This is a genomic window from Streptomyces sp. (assembly GCF_035645055.1).
Lineage (GTDB): Bacteria > Actinomycetota > Actinomycetes > Streptomycetales > Streptomycetaceae > Streptomyces.
Genome location: NZ_DASQNH010000097.1, coordinates 1 through 14603, shown reverse-complemented (window position 1 = coordinate 14603; position 14603 = coordinate 1). Strand labels below are relative to the sequence as shown.

14 protein-coding genes and 1 riboswitch are annotated in these 14603 nt (G+C 71.7%); of the genes, 5 read left to right on the top strand and 9 right to left on the bottom strand.

The features are described from left to right. Positions 1–99 precede the first annotated feature (99 nt). The 4 genes from groL to thrC form a co-directional block, all read right to left on the bottom strand. Complete coding sequence (gene groL / locus VE614_RS30815) at positions 100–1722, bottom strand: chaperonin GroEL (protein ID WP_324944618.1); 1623 nt, start codon at positions 1720–1722, stop codon at positions 100–102. A 303-nt stretch (positions 1723–2025) separates the two neighbouring features. Beyond that, the gene (locus VE614_RS30810; protein WP_004986573.1) at positions 2026–2229 is read right to left on the bottom strand and encodes a cold-shock protein; all 204 of its coding nucleotides are present in this window, start codon (positions 2227–2229) and stop codon (positions 2026–2028) included. Between the two features lie 393 nt (positions 2230–2622). After that, complete coding sequence (locus VE614_RS30805) at positions 2623–2901, bottom strand: MoaD/ThiS family protein (protein ID WP_086169607.1); 279 nt, start codon at positions 2899–2901, stop codon at positions 2623–2625. After that, the gene (gene thrC, locus VE614_RS30800) at positions 2898–4220 is read right to left on the bottom strand and encodes a threonine synthase (protein ID WP_324944615.1); all 1323 of its coding nucleotides are present in this window, start codon (positions 4218–4220) and stop codon (positions 2898–2900) included. The genes VE614_RS30805 and thrC overlap by 4 nt, the downstream gene beginning before the upstream one ends. A gap of 18 nt (positions 4221–4238) precedes the next feature. Next, positions 4239–4402, bottom strand: a riboswitch (SAM riboswitch). A 170-nt stretch (positions 4403–4572) separates the two neighbouring features. On the opposite strand from thrC, the gene VE614_RS30795 reads away from it, so the two are divergent. Then, entirely contained in the window at positions 4573–5517 is a 945-nt protein-coding gene (locus VE614_RS30795; protein ID WP_324944613.1) for a glucosyl-3-phosphoglycerate synthase, read from the top strand. A gap of 70 nt (positions 5518–5587) precedes the next feature. Continuing rightward, the gene (locus VE614_RS30790; RefSeq protein ID WP_324944610.1) at positions 5588–6988 is read left to right on the top strand and encodes a trehalose-6-phosphate synthase; all 1401 of its coding nucleotides are present in this window, start codon (positions 5588–5590) and stop codon (positions 6986–6988) included. Between the two features lie 480 nt (positions 6989–7468). Here the strand turns inward: VE614_RS30790 and otsB are convergent, their stop codons facing one another. From otsB to VE614_RS30775, 3 genes are read right to left on the bottom strand one after another with little or no spacing between them, the layout of a single operon-like run. Beyond that, positions 7469–8314, bottom strand: coding sequence for a trehalose-phosphatase (otsB, locus tag VE614_RS30785; protein WP_324944607.1), 846 nt, complete (start codon positions 8312–8314; stop codon positions 7469–7471). A 47-nt stretch (positions 8315–8361) separates the two neighbouring features. Continuing rightward, the gene (locus VE614_RS30780; protein ID WP_324944603.1) at positions 8362–8619 is read right to left on the bottom strand and encodes a DUF3263 domain-containing protein; all 258 of its coding nucleotides are present in this window, start codon (positions 8617–8619) and stop codon (positions 8362–8364) included. A 44-nt stretch (positions 8620–8663) separates the two neighbouring features. Further along, positions 8664–9917: an extracellular solute-binding protein gene (locus tag VE614_RS30775; RefSeq protein ID WP_414719677.1), complete on the bottom strand. Its 1254-nt coding sequence runs from the start codon at positions 9915–9917 to the stop codon at positions 8664–8666. Between the two features lie 158 nt (positions 9918–10075). On the opposite strand from VE614_RS30775, the gene VE614_RS30770 reads away from it, so the two are divergent. The 3 genes from VE614_RS30770 (at position 10076) to VE614_RS30760 (ending at position 13286) form a co-directional block, all read left to right on the top strand. Continuing rightward, positions 10076–11020: an ROK family protein gene (locus tag VE614_RS30770; protein WP_324944600.1), complete on the top strand. Its 945-nt coding sequence runs from the start codon at positions 10076–10078 to the stop codon at positions 11018–11020. Continuing rightward, positions 11017–12231 (top strand): N-acetylglucosamine-6-phosphate deacetylase, encoded by a 1215-nt coding sequence (nagA, locus tag VE614_RS30765; RefSeq protein WP_414719672.1) that lies wholly within the window; start codon positions 11017–11019, stop codon positions 12229–12231. Before VE614_RS30770 ends, nagA begins: the two co-directional genes overlap by 4 nt. A gap of 125 nt (positions 12232–12356) precedes the next feature. Beyond that, a complete protein-coding gene (locus VE614_RS30760) occupies positions 12357–13286 on the top strand; it encodes a 1-phosphofructokinase family hexose kinase (protein ID WP_324944597.1) in 930 nt (309 codons plus the stop codon). Positions 13287–13299: 13 nt separating this feature from the next. Here the strand turns inward: VE614_RS30760 and VE614_RS30755 are convergent, their stop codons facing one another. Together VE614_RS30755 and VE614_RS30750 are read right to left on the bottom strand one after the other, a co-directional pair. After that, positions 13300–14238: a CBM35 domain-containing protein gene (locus VE614_RS30755; RefSeq protein WP_324944594.1), complete on the bottom strand. Its 939-nt coding sequence runs from the start codon at positions 14236–14238 to the stop codon at positions 13300–13302. Between the two features lie 119 nt (positions 14239–14357). Continuing rightward, positions 14358–14603: diguanylate cyclase domain-containing protein (locus VE614_RS30750; protein WP_324944592.1), on the bottom strand; the 246-nt coding region annotated here is incomplete at its 5' end.

Below are 14603 nucleotides of genomic sequence, written 5' to 3'. Positions count from 1 at the left end.
TCCACCCCGGTCCTGTGACCCCGGACACGCCCGAGGGCGGCACCCCCAGCGAACTGGGGGTGCCGCCCTCGGTGTGGGACGGGTCCGATCCGGAACGGATCAGAAGTCCATGTCACCGCCCGGCATGCCGCCGCCGGCCGGCGCGGCGGCCTTCTCCGGCTTGTCGGCGATGACGGCCTCGGTGGTGAGGAAGAGCGCGGCGATGGAGGCGGCGTTCTGCAGCGCGGAACGGGTCACCTTCGCCGGGTCGATGATGCCTTCGGCGATCATGTCGACGTACTCACCGGTCGCGGCGTTCAGGCCGTGGCCGACGGGCAGGTTGCGCACCTTCTCGACGATGACGCCACCCTCGAGACCACCGTTGACGGCGATCTGCTTGAGCGGGGCCTCCAGGGCGAGCTTCACGGCGTTGGCGCCGGTCAGCTCGTCACCCTCCAGCTCCAGCTTCTCGAAGACCTGGGAGGCCTGGAGCAGGGCCACGCCACCACCGGCGACGATGCCCTCCTCGACGGCCGCCTTCGCGTTGCGGACGGCGTCCTCGATGCGGTGCTTGCGCTCCTTGAGCTCCACCTCGGTGGCGGCACCGGCCTTGATGACGGCCACGCCGCCGGCCAGCTTCGCCAGACGCTCCTGGAGCTTCTCGCGGTCGTAGTCCGAGTCGCTGTTCTCGATCTCGGCGCGGATCTGGTTCACGCGGCCCGCGACCTGGTCGGCGGAGCCGGCGCCGTCGACGATGGTGGTCTCGTCCTTGGTGATGACGACCTTGCGGGCGCGGCCCAGGAGGTCCAGGGTCGCGTTCTCCAGCTTGAGGCCGACCTCCTCGGAGATGACCTCGCCGCCCGTGAGGATGGCGATGTCGCCGAGCATGGCCTTGCGGCGGTCACCGAAGCCCGGGGCCTTGACGGCGACGGACTTGAAGGTGCCGCGGATCTTGTTGACGACCAGGGTCGACAGGGCCTCGCCCTCGACGTCCTCGGCGATGATCAGCAGCGGCTTGCCCGACTGCATGACCTTCTCCAGGAGCGGGAGCAGGTCCTTGACGTTGGAGACCTTGGAGTTGGCGATGAGGATGTACGGGTCCTCGAGCACCGCCTCCATGCGCTCCATGTCGGTGGCGAAGTACGCCGAGATGTAGCCCTTGTCGAAGCGCATACCCTCGGTGAGCTCCAGCTCCAGACCGAAGGTCTGGGACTCCTCGACGGTGATGACGCCTTCCTTGCCGACCTTGTCCATGGCCTCGGCGATCAGCTCGCCGATCTGGGTGTCGGCGGCGGAGATGGAGGCCGTGGAGGCGATCTGCTCCTTGGTCTCGACCTCCTTGGCCTGGTCGAGCAGCGCACCGGAGACGGCCTCGACGGCCTTCTCGATACCGCGCTTCAGGGCCATCGGGTTGGCACCGGCGGCCACGTTGCGCAGGCCCTCGCGGACCAGCGCCTGGGCGAGAACGGTGGCCGTGGTCGTACCGTCACCGGCGACGTCGTCCGTCTTCTTGGCGACTTCCTTGACCAGCTCGGCGCCGATCTTCTCGTACGGGTCCTCGAGCTCGATCTCCTTGGCGATGGAGACACCGTCGTTGGTGATCGTGGGCGCGCCCCACTTCTTCTCGAGGACGACGTTGCGGCCCTTGGGGCCGAGCGTCACCTTCACGGCGTCCGCGAGCTGGTTCATGCCGCGCTCGAGGCCGCGCCGCGCCTCCTCGTCGAACGCGATGATCTTGGCCATGTGAAGTGGTCCCTCCAGGACTGGGGGTGATTCCTTCGGACCGCGCCCGCGCCCGCGACGGACGGCCTGCCTGCCTCGTGGTTCCTTGCCCCACTTGGCCTGCGGCCTCACCGACCCGGTCCTTCGTTGTCACTCTCACCTTCAGAGTGCTAACGCAATGATTAGCACTCGACCCCATCGAGTGCAAGCGCCTTCCGGGGTCCGGCGGCCAGTCAGCGGTGGGCGAACAGGGCGCGGGGGCGCGCGGCGCACACGCCGAAGGGCTCGCACCGGCATGCGGTGCGAGCCCTTCGAGTAGAACGTTCAGGCGGTGACGCGAACCATGTCGGCCTGCGGGCCCTTCTGGCCCTGCGAGATCTCGAACTCCACCCGCTGGCCCTCTTCCAGGGTGCGGTACCCGTCCATCTGGATCGCGCTGTAGTGGACGAAGACGTCCGCACCACCGTCGACCGCGATGAAGCCGTACCCCTTCTCCGCGTTGAACCACTTGACGGTGCCCTGAGCCATGCCTAACTCCCCTATTACTGGCCCTTGCACAGATCCACACTTCGCGGATCCGGGTCAGACCTCACCCCCCAGTCATTGGGGGCGTGCGCCGGAACGCGTCGACCGCGGCTGAATGTATCTGTCCAACTGCCGTCTGCAACAGGTCAATCGGACGAGAAATCCGGGCACCGGTGATCGGTTATTTATGAAGAATTCACCCGGATTCGGGGCAAGTCGGGCCCGGCATAAGGAGCGAAAGGCGCAAAAAGGCCGCCGATTTTGGCTGCTTCTCGACGCAGCGACATCGAGGAAAGTACGGCGGGTTCCCCAACTCTACCGCGCTCAACCACATGGAATTGCCCCCTCCGCATCTCTCACGGAGGGGGCAATTCGATGAACAGCGCGTGACAGCGGTCAGCAGCCGCCGGCGACCGCGGGAATGATCGACACACCGGCGCCGTCCGGCGTGGCGGTCTCCAGCCCCTGCTCGAACCGGACGTCGTCGTCGTTGACGTACACGTTGACGAACCGACGCAGCTTGCCCTGGTCGTCCAGCACCCGGGCGGCGATCCCGGTGTGGTTCTTCTCCAGGTCGGCGATGACCTCGGCGAGGGTCGCTCCTTCGGCGGAGACCTCGGCCTGGCCACCGGTGTAGGTGCGCAGGATGGTGGGGATGCGAACGGTCACGCTCATGCGAGGCCAGCCTCTCGGAAGGAGTCCAGGTTCGGTCGGATGGTGGCGGTGAGGCCGGTGCCGGCCACCGCGTCGAGGGTCTTGAGGCCGTCGCCGGTGTTGAGGACGACGGTGGTCCCGGCCGGGTCGAGGACACCGTTCTCGATCAGCTTGCGGGTGACGCCCACGGTCACCCCGCCCGCCGTCTCCGCGAAGATTCCCTCCGTCCGCGCCAGCAGCTTGATCGCGTCGACCACCTGCTCGTCGTTGACGTCCTCCACCGCGCCGCCCGTACGCCGGGCGATGTCCAGAACGTAGGGACCGTCCGCCGGGTTGCCGATGGCCAGCGACTTGGCGATGGTGTTCGGCTTCTGCGGGCGGACCACGTCGTGCCCCGCCTTGAACGCGGCCGACACCGGCGAGCAGCCCTCGGCCTGGGCACCGAAGATCTTGTACGGCTTGTCCTCGACGAGCCCGAGCCTGATCAGCTCCTGGAGACCCTTGTCGATCTTCGTGAGCTGGGAGCCGGAGGCGATCGGGACCACGATCTGGTCCGGCAGCCGCCAGCCGAGCTGCTCGCAGATCTCGTACGCGAGGGTCTTGGAGCCCTCCGCGTAGTACGGCCGCAGATTGACGTTGACGAAGCCCCAGCCCTCGCCCGCCGGGTCACCGATCAGCTCGGAGCAGAAGCGGTTCACATCGTCGTAGTTGCCCTCGATGCCGACCAGCTCGCCGCCGTAGACCGCGGCCATGACGACCTTGCCCTGCTCCAGGTCGTGCGGGATGAACACGCAGGACCGGAAGCCGGCGCGGGCCGCGGCGGCGCCCACCGCGCCGGCCAGGTTGCCGGTGGAGGAGCAGGAGAGGGTGGTGAAGCCGAAGGCGCGGGCGGCCTCCAGGGCCTGGGCGACCACGCGGTCCTTGAAGGAGTGGGTCGGGTTGCCGGAGTCGTCCTTGACGAAGAGCTTGCCGGCCTCGACACCCAGCTCGCGCGCCAGGTTGTCGGCCTGGACGAGCTTGGTCCAGCCGGGGTTGAGGTTCGGCTTGCCGGCCACGTCGGCCGGGACGGGGAGCAGCGGCGCGTACCGCCAGATGTTCGCGGGGCCCGCCTCGATGCGCGTGCGCAGTTCCTCGGCGTCGTACGCGGAGAAGTCGTAGGCGATCTCCAGCGGGCCGAAACACTCCTCGCAGGCGAAGACCGGCCCGAGCGGGACGCGGTGGCCGCACTCTCGACAGGAGAGCGCGGCGGCGGGCCCGAGGTCTACCGTGGAAGGGGAAGCGGACGGAGAGGTCGAAGCCGCAGCGGAATTCGTGGTGCTTGCAACAGTCTGCACAGCCATGTGAGGCGAGGCCCTTTCTCCTCATCTTCCTCACGACGCACTTCGCCGTGAGACGGATTTGGCACCTTCCCTAGCCGGGAGCCTCGCGAAATGATCAGCATGATCAGCGGTGATCTACGAGACCGGCTGGAGGGTTGCCGGGGCTTCATCGGGCCGTGTCCCTCTGCCCCTCTGGATGAGCTGTATGCGGTTGTGGAACGCGAGCGACCCCCGACATGCGATGGTCATCAGCGTTGTTCAAGACTGTAACCGAAGGCCAGGACAGTTGAGATAGCCGTCCGAACCGCGAGATGGATCGCAACACAGACCGATCATCGCCACTCGCCGAGACAACGCAGAGGAGCCGCGCACTGTGCTGGAAGAAGTCGAGCGCTGGCTGAGCACCCGCTCCTGGTCCGTGACCGATCGACCCCTCCACAAGATCCTCGCCGCCAAACGCGCCACGGGCCAGACGGTCAGTGTGGTGCTGCCCGCGCTCAACGAGGAGGAGACGGTCGGCGACATCGTCGCCGTCATCCGTCACGACCTCATGCGGCAGGTCCCGCTGGTCGACGAGATCGTCGTCGTCGACTCGGGCTCCACCGACCGCACCTCCGAGGTTGCCGCCGCCGCGGGCGCCCGCGTGGTGCACCGGGACGAGATACTCCCGCGCGTTCCGGCCGTCCCCGGAAAGGGTGAGGTGCTGTGGCGGTCCCTGCTCGTCACGAGCGGTGACCTCGTCTGCTTCGTCGACGCGGATCTGAGGGAGTTCTCCCCGGACTTCGTCTCCGGGATCGTCGGCCCGCTGCTGACCGATCCGGACGTGCACCTCGTCAAGGCGATGTACGACCGTCCGCTGGGCGCCACGGCCGGGCAGGGCGGCCGGGTCACCGAGCTGATGGCCCGCCCGCTGCTGAACATGCACTGGCCGCAGCTGGCCGGGTTCGTGCAGCCGCTGGGCGGCGAGTACGCGGCGCGCCGCTCGCTCCTGGAGCAGCTGCCGTTCCCCGTCGGGTACGGGGTGGAACTGGGCATGCTGGTCGACGCGCTGCACCTGGTGGGCCTGGACGCGCTCGCCCAGGTCGACGTCGGGGTACGCAAGCACCGGCACCAGGACGGGCAGGCGCTGGGCCGGATGTCCGCCGCGATCTACCGCACGGCCCAGCTGCGGCTGGCCCGCGGGCATCTGATCCGGCCGTCGCTGACCCAGTTCGAGCGGGCGGCGGGCGGCTTCGAGCCGCGGACGTACTCCGTGGACACGGAGGAGCGTCCGCCGATGGCGGAGATCGCGGAGTACGCGGCACGCAGAGTCGCGTAACCCGCCGGGCCTCCTGTATACGGCCGAACCGTACGTTTGAGCGGTTGGGGGGCGGGCTAGGTTGAGGACCATGGCTTCGACGTCAGGTGCTGCACAGGTACTGGTGGCCTCCAACCGTGGCCCCGTCTCCTACCAGGTCCGCGACGACGGTTCGCTGCACGCCAGACGGGGCGGCGGCGGACTGGTGTCCGGGCTGTCGGCGATCGGGCCGGACGCGGGCGCGCTGTGGGTGTGCTCCGCGCTCGGCGACGGCGACCGCGAGGCGGTGCGCCGCGGGGTCGGCGAGGACGGCGTGCGGATGCTGGACATCCCGGCCGAGGTCCACGCGGACGCCTACAACGGCATCGCGAACTCGGTGCTGTGGTTCGTGCACCACATGCTGTACCAGACACCGCTGGAGCCGGTGTTCGACGCGGAGTTCCGGCGCCAGTGGGCGTCGTACGAGACGTACAACCGGGCGTTCGCCGAGGCGCTGGCGGCGGAGGCGGCCGAGGGTGCCGCGGTGATCGTGCAGGACTACCACCTGGTGCTGGTCCCCGGCATGCTCCGCGAGCTGCGCCCCGATCTGAGGATCGGCCACTTCTCGCACACCCCGTGGGCGCCTCCGGAGTACTTCCGGATGCTCCCCGACGACATCGCGCGGTCCGTGCTGCGCGGCATGCTGGGCGCGGACCGGCTCGGCTTCCTCACCCGGCGCTGGGCCGACGCGTTCACCGCGTGCTGCGAGGCGTTCGCGGGCGGGGTCGGCGACACCCGGATCGGAGTCCACGGACTCGGCGCGGACGCCGACTTCCTGCGCCGGCGCGCGCACGAGGCGGACGTCGAGGAGCGGATCACCGCGCTGCGCGCCGAGATCGGCGAGGGCCGCAAGGCGATCGTCCGGGTCGACCGCACCGAGCTGTCCAAGAACATCGTGCGCGGCCTGCTCGCCTACCGGCAGCTGCTCGCCGACCGCCCCGAGTGGCGCGAACGCGTCGTCCACGTCGCCTTCGCCTACCCCTCCCGCCAGGACCTCGCCGTCTACCGCGACTACACGGCGGAGGTGCAGCGTCTGGCGGGCGAGATCAACGACGAGTACGGCACCGCGGACTGGACCCCCGTGGTCCTCCACGTCAAGGACGACTTCGCCCGCTCCCTGGCCGCCTACCGCCTGGCCGACGTGGCCCTGGTCAACCCCATCCGCGACGGCATGAACCTGGTCGCCAAGGAGGTGCCGGTCGTCTCCGACGAGGGCTGCGCGCTGGTGCTGTCCCGGGAGGCGGGCGCCCACGAGGAACTGGGCGAGGACGCGGTCACGGTGAACCCGTACGACATCGTGGGAACGGCGGATGCCCTGCACCGGGCCCTCACCATGCCCCTCGACGAACGCGCGGAACGCACCAAGCGCCTCACCGCCGCGGCCACCGCCCTCCCCCCGGCCCAGTGGTTCCTGGACCAGCTGACCGCACTGACCGGCCGGGACGGCAGCTGACCACGCCGCCCGGCCGGGGCGGCGACTGACCGTTGCCGTCCGGCTGGGGCAACCGGCCGGGCCCACCGGCCGGGAGAACCGGCCGCCCCGGCCGCCGGGGTCGGTGCCGGGCGGGCCCCCGCCGTCGGCCCGCGTCAGAGCCTCGGCGGCGCCGGGCGCGACGGCGGCCGGCCGCAGCACGGCGGACGCCGACCCAGCCGGGCCGCCGGGCGACCGTGCCGACCGGCCGGGGCGGCGGCCGGGCCGCGCTGCGAGTGATCACACCCACCGGCCGGGGCGGCAGCCGCCGTCCCTCCCCGCCGACCGGGACAACCTGCCGTGACCGGACGGGGCGGCGCCGGACGAGCCGACGGCAGCACGGAGGACGCCGACCAGCCGGACCGACGCGTGACCGGGCCGCGGCGGCTGCCGAGCACGCCGGCCGGCCGGGTGACGGCAGTCGGCCACGCGGGCCGGACCGGCGGCCGTCCGGCGGCCGGGTCAGGGCAGGTGGGCTGCCAGCGTCCTCAGCAGGCGGACGACGCCCCGGGGGCCGTCGGTCACCACGTCCGCGCGGGTGCGGAGTTCGGTGACCTCGTCGCTGCCGCTGCACACCAGGAGGCCGGGGATGCCGTCGGCGCGGAGTGTGTCGACGGCGGCGTAGGCGGGGAGGTCGCCGAGGTCGTCACCGGCGTAGAGGACCGCGCCGGCGTCGGTCTCGCGGACGTACCGCTCCAGCGCCACGCCCTTGTCCATACCGGGCGGGCGCAGTTCCAGGACCATGCGGCCGGGTTCGACGATCAGGCCGTTGCGGGCGGCGAGGTCGCCGAGCGGGGCGCGCAGCGCGTCGAACGCGCCCTGGGGGTCGGCGGCGCGCCGGGTGTGCACGGCGACCGCGTGCCCCTTGTCCTCGGTCCGGGCGCCCTCGACTCCGGCGAGGACCCCCGGCAGCGCGGCGCGCACGGCGGCCACGCCGGGGTGCGGGTGGGGCGCGGTGACCTCGCCGGTGGCCGCGTCCCAGCGCTCGGCGCCGTAGTGGCCGAGGACGACCAGGTGCTCCAGGCCGGGGGCGTCCGCGAAGCCGCCGTGGCGTACGGCGACCTCGGCCGGCCGGCCGGTGATCACGGCGACGGCGGCCACCTTCGGGGCGAGCGCGGCCAGCGCGGGCACCGCGTCCGGGTGGGCGCGGGCCTGCTCGGGGTCGGCGACGATCGGGGCGAGGGTGCCGTCGAAGTCCAGCGCGATCACCGCCTCGCCGGGGCGGGCGAGGAGGGCGCGCAGGCCGTCGCGCCCCTGCGGGGTCACCGGTTCGGGAAGGTCCGTCGTGTGTGTTTCAGGGCTGCCCATAGGGCGAACCTAACCGCCGGGGGCCGTGCCGAACCGTGAACCCGGCCTCATCGCTCGGCTCGTCGGGCCTCCCGGACCCGCCGGAGCCGGTTCACCGTCACCGGGTCGTGCTCCAGGGCCCTCGGGTCGTCGAGCAGGGCGTTGAGGAGCTGGTAGTAGCGGACCGGGGCGAGGCCCAGTTCCTCGCGGATCGCGCGCTCCTTCGCGCCGGGGCCGGGAAAGCCCCGGCGCTCCAGCGCGAGGATGTCCCGCTCCCGGCGGCCCAGCGGCCCACGCTCCCCACGACGCTCCATACGACGTTCCATACGGGGAACGCTAGCCGCCCCCACTGACAGCGACCGCCGGTCCGCTAGTCAGCGTCCGCCGCGCTCTCCGCGTTGAGCGCGGTGGTCTCCAGCTTGCCGAGCACGGCCGACGGGCTGCCGCCGGGCGCGACCGCCTGCCCGATCCGCTTCTTCACCTCCGCGGCCACCTGGGCCCAGGACGTCTTGCCCACCGGGTACAGCTCGGCGAGCGGCAGCTCCTTCAGGAACGGCTGGAGTGCCTTGTCCTCCTCGGCGGCGCTCATGACCTCGTACGCGGAGTTGGTGACCGGCAGCAGGTCGTACTCGCGGGAGAAGTCGAGCACGTTCTCGTCGCTGTAGACGAAGTCGAGGAACTCGCCGACCTGCTCCTTGTGGCCGTTCTGCTTGAACGCCAGCATCCAGTCGGCGACGCCCATGGTCGCCTTGGACTCGCCGTCGACGCCGGGCATCGGCACCATGCCGAACTTCACGCCCTTGTTCTCGGCGATCTTCATCAGCGAGGGGTGGCCGTTGAGCATGCCGACCTGCCCGTTCGCGAACGCGGCGAAGGCGTCGGCCCGGTTGAGCCTGCCGGGGGCGACCGGCCCGGTCAGGTCCTTGCCGACGAGCTCGTCCCGCAGCCAGGTGAAGGTCTCGACGTTCTCCGGGGAGTCGATGCCGTAGCCGCCGGAGCTGTCGGTGTAGCCGCCGCCCCCGCTGAGCAGCCACTGCATGGTCTCGGCCTGCGCCTCCTCCGGGCCGAGCGGCAGCGCGTACGGGTACTTCACGCCCTGCGCCTTCAGCGCCGCCGCGGCGGCGGCCAGCTCGTCCCAGGTGGTGGGCGGGGTGAGGCCGGCCTCGGTGAAGAGGGTCTTGTTGTAGAAGAGCAGCCGGGTGGAGGCGGCGAACGGCATCCCGTACTGCGCGCCGTCGATCTGCCCGGCGGTGGCGAGCTGGCCGGCGAAGTCGGCCTGGACCGGGATGGAGAGCAGTTCGTCGGCCGGGTAGAGGAGTCCGGCGTCCGCGTAGTCGGCGTAGGCGCCGATCTGCGCCATGTCGGGGGCGTCGCCGGCCTCGACCATCTCCTTGACCTCGCGGTCGACGTCGTTCCAGGAGTAGACGCTGACCTCGATCTTCACCCCGGGGTGGTCGGCCTCGTACTTCTCGACCAGCTCGGCCCAGTACTTCTTCGAGCTGTTGGCCGCGCTGTCGCCGTAGTCCGCGGCGACCAGCCGCAGGGTCACGTCGTCGGAGCCTCCGGTAAGGCCACAGCCGCCGAGGACCGCCGTCATGCCCAGTGCGGACACCACCGCGATCATTCCTGCCTTGCGCCGCTGCACCGCTTCCCCAACCCCTGTCGACTCACGTTGTCCTGTTGTCCGAATTGCGGAAGGAGGTCTACACCTTCCGACACACAAGGTCTACACCACGTGAGTGGACTAGACCTCTTCCGGGTCCTCGGGCCACACTGTCCCCCGTGAGACACGTCATCGCCCTCGATGTGGGCGGCACCGGGATGAAGGCCGCCCTGGTCGGGGCGGACGGCGCCCTGCTGCACCGGGCCCGCCGGGCCACCGGGCGCGAGCGCGGGCCCGAGGCGGTCGTGGAGACCATCCTCGACTTCGCCGCCGACCTGCGCGCCCACGGCGCACAGCACCTCGGCACCCCGGCGTCCGCCGTCGGCGTCGCCGTCCCCGGCATCGTCGACGCCGACCGCGGCATCGCCGCCTACGCCGCCAACCTCGGCTGGCGCGACGTCCCCTTGCGCGACCTGCTCCGCGCGCGGCTGTCCGGCACCCCCGTCGCCCTCGGCCACGACGTCCGCACCGGCGGCCTCGCCGAGGGCCGGATCGGCGCGGGCCGCGGCGCCGACCGCTTCCTCTTCGTCCCGCTCGGCACCGGCATCGCGGGCGCCATCGGCATCGACGGCCGGGTGGAGGCGGGCGCGCACGGCAACGCGGGCGAGATCGGCCACATCGTCGTACGGCCCGGCGGCATCCCCTGCCCCTGCGGCCAGCGCGGCTGCCTGGAGCGCTACGCCTCCGCGGCCGCGGTCGGCCAGGCCTGGGCCGAGGCGGCCGGCGACCCCGGCGCGGACGCGGCGGACTGCGCCAAGGCCGTCATGTCCGGGGACCCGAACGCCGTCCGGATCTGGCGGGAGGCCGTGGACGCCCTCGCCGACGGCCTGGTCACCGCCCTCACCCTGCTGGACCCCCGCACGATCGTCATCGGTGGCGGGCTCGCCGAGGCGGGGGAAACCTTGTTCACACCGCTGCGGGACGCCGTCCGGCAGCGGGTCACCTTCCAGAACCCGCCGTCGATCGTCCCGGCGGCCCTGGGCGACACGGCGGGATGCCTGGGCGCGGGCCTGCTCGCCTGGGATCTCCTCAACTCAACGGACAGTACGGAGGAACCGACGTGACGGCCACCCCCTCAGGGGCGCGGGGAACTGCGCGACCAGCCACAAACCTCCCGCACCCCGCGACGGACCGCACCCCCCTGCTCCTGACCGGCGCCAACATCGTCCTCCCCACGGGAACCGTCGAGAACGGCCGCCTGGCCGTCGAGGGCACCCGCATCACCGCCTCGGCCCCGGACGACGCCCAGGTGATCGACCTCGACGGCCACTGGGTGGTACCGGGCTTCGTCGACCTCCACAACCACGGCGGCGGCGGAGCGGGCTTCACCAGCGGCACCGTCGACGACGTCCTGAAGGGCATCCGCACCCACCGCGCCCACGGCACCACCACCCTGGTCGCCTCCACGGTCACCGGTGACATGCACTTCCTCGCCGAGCGCGCGGGCCTCCTCAGCGAGCTGGCCGAACAGGGCGACATCGCCGGCATCCACTTCGAGGGCCCGTTCATCTCGCCGTGCCGCAAGGGCGCCCACTCCGAGGAGCTGCTGCGCGACCCGGACCCGGCGGAGGTGCGCAAGCTGATCGACGCGGCGCGCGGCCACGCGAAGATGGTCACGCTGGCCACCGAGCTGCCGGGCGGCATCGACTCGGTCCGGCTGCTCAGCGAGCACGGCGTGATCGCGGCAGTCGGCCACACCGACGCGACGTACGAGCAGACCGTGGCGGCCATCGACGCGGGCGCCACCGTCGCCACCCATCTGTTCAACGCGATGCCCGCGCTCGGACACCGCGCCCCCGGCCCGATCGCGGCCCTGCTGGAGGACGAGCGGGTCACCGTCGAGCTGATCAACGACGGCACCCATCTGCACCCGGCCGCCCTGGAACTGGCGTTCCGTCACGCGGGCGCCGGCCGGGTCGCGTTCATCACCGACGCGATGGACGCCGCGGGCTTCGGCGACGGCCGCTACCTGCTCGGCCCGCTGGAGGTCGAGGTCGCGGACGGGGTGGCCCGGCTGGTGGAGGGAGGCTCGATCGCGGGCTCCACCCTCACCCTGGACCGTGCCTTCAAGCGGGCGGTGACCGTCGACCGGCTGTCCGTGGAGGACGTCGTCGCGGCCATCTCCGCCAACCCGGCCAGGCTGCTGGGGATGGACGACCGGATCGGCTCCCTGGAGCCCGGGAAGGACGCCGACCTGGTGCTGCTGGACGCGGACTTCGAGCTGACGGGCGTGATGCGCCGCGGCGAATGGGTGGTTCAGCCCCAACTGGGGTAATCCGTCCATGAGTCGACGGGACGGCGGCCGTGTTCCAGGACTGGGCCGACCGCCGTCTCTTTGGCATGATCAAGCCTCCGGAAAACGTCTCGTCAAGCGCATCCACTCGGGGGAGGTCGGCCCAGGTGATCCTCACGGTCACGCTGAACACCGCTCTCGACATCACGTACCGCGTCCGGTCCCTGCGGCCCCACGCCACCCACCGGGTCACCGACGTCACCGAGCGCCCCGGCGGCAAGGGCGTCAACGTGGCGCGGGTGCTCGCGGCCCTCGGCCACGAGGTGACGGTCACCGGTTTCGTGGGCGGCGGCACCGGACGCAGCGTGCGGGACCGGCTCACCGCCACCCCGGGCGTGCGCGACGCGCTCGTCCCGATCGGCGGCGTCACCCGGCGCACCATCGCCGTCGTCGACGAGCAGACCGGCGACACCACCCAGCTGAACGAGTCCGGCCCGCTCATCACCCCCGCCGAGTGGTCCGCGTTCCAGGAGGCCTACGGCGGTCTGCTCGCCGCCGCCGACGCGGTGGCGCTGTGCGGCAGCCTCCCGCCGGGCGTGCCCGTGGGCGCCTACGCCGGACTGGTCCGCACCGCCCGCGCGGCCGGTGTGCCCGTCCTGCTGGACACCAGCGGCGAGCCGCTGCGCCGGGCCGTCGCCGCCCGCCCCGACCTCATCAAGCCGAACGCCGACGAGCTGGCCGAGCTGACCGGCGCCCACGAGCCGCTGCGCGCCACCCAGGACGCCCGCCGCCGCGGGGCCCGGGCCGTGGTGGCGTCGCTGGGGCGGGACGGGCTGCTCGCGGTGACCCCGGAGGGCCGCTGGCGCGCCGCACCGCCCGCGCGGCTGCACGGCAATCCGACGGGCGCCGGGGACTCGGCGGTCGCGGGACTGCTGTCCGGGCTCGTGGAGCGCCTGCCCTGGCCGGACCGGCTGGCCCGCGCCACCGCCCTGTCGGCGGCGACGGTCCTCACCCCGGTGGCCGGGGAGTTCGACCGCCGGGCCTACGAGGAGCTGCTGGCCCGGGTCGCGGTGAGCGCGGAGGCCACCGCGGCCTGAGCCACGCCCGGTCCTACTCCACCCAGCCCTTGACGAGCCACACCTGGTCGAGGTTGGCGTCGCACTGGTTGCCCTGCTCGCAGGAGATCTTGATGGTGTTGGTGCCCTTGTTGAGCTGGACGTAGTTGTACGTCTTCGTCCAGCCCTTCTCGTAGTCGCCCTCGGGGGCGTTCGCCCAGTTCTTCATGTCGACGGGCGTGGAGGCGGCGGTGCCGTTGACCGTGAGGGTGGCGTTGGCGTCCTTGCCGGGCACGCCGTAGCCGACGTACAGGGTGTACTTGCCGGACTCCGGGATGCCGTTGACGTTCCAGGTGACGGAGGCGCCGACGGTGTTGAAGCCGGTCACGTAGAAGCCGCCGTCGGCCTTGGCGCCCTTGATGTCGGCGGCGGTGTGGGCGCCGCCGCCGAGCAGCAGCGTCTTGGCGTCGATGGCCGGCAGCTCCTCGTCCTCGGCGGCCGGGCTGCCGCTGTCCGACGGGGTCGGCTCACCGCTCTGGGTGACGGTCGGGGTGGGCGTGGTGTCGCCGCCCGCCTTGTCGTCGTCGCCCTCGCTGTTCAGCATGGCCACGCCGATGCCGATGACGACGGCCGCGACGACCGCGATCGCGCCGATCAGCAGCCCCTTGGTGTTGGGGCCGCGGCCCCGGCCGCCGCCCTGCGTGCCGGGCAGCGGCTGCTGGGTGGTCGGGGCGCCGCCGGGGTAGGTCTCGGGCGCGGCGTAGTGCGTGCTGGGACGGCCGGGCCCGCCCTGCTGCGGCGGTATGGCCTGCCCGTAGGTGACGTGCTGCTGCCCGCGCGGGCGGTCGCCGACCGTACGCACCCTGCTGACCGAGTTCGGATAGCCGTAACCGCCGGACGGCGGCTGGGCACCGTTGGCCTGACCGTCGGCGTACAGGTAACCGAACGGGTCGTCGTCCTCGGGCGTGCTCGCGCCGTTGTTGCCGGGCGTCATCCCTCGTACTCCTCAAGCAGCTGCGGAACGGATGCGATGCGGTGGTGAGAGGGCGAGCCTACCCGCTCTCACTGCCCCAATCGGGTGACTCGGATCGCACCAACGCGCTGACCTGCGGTTCATCCCGCGCGGCGATGCTGTTTGGGACGAGATCGTTTCTCTACGTACATCCGCTCGTCCGCGGACTTGAGCACCTCGTCCGCGGTCATCCCGCAGTGCGCCCAGCCGATGCCGAAGCTGGCGCCCACCCGGACGGCCCGGCCCTCGGCCCGGATGGGCTGGATGATCTCGTTGCGCAGCCGCACGGCGAGGTCCTCGGCGTCGGCCCGGCCGAGGCCGTCGGCGAGGATGACGAACTCGTCGCC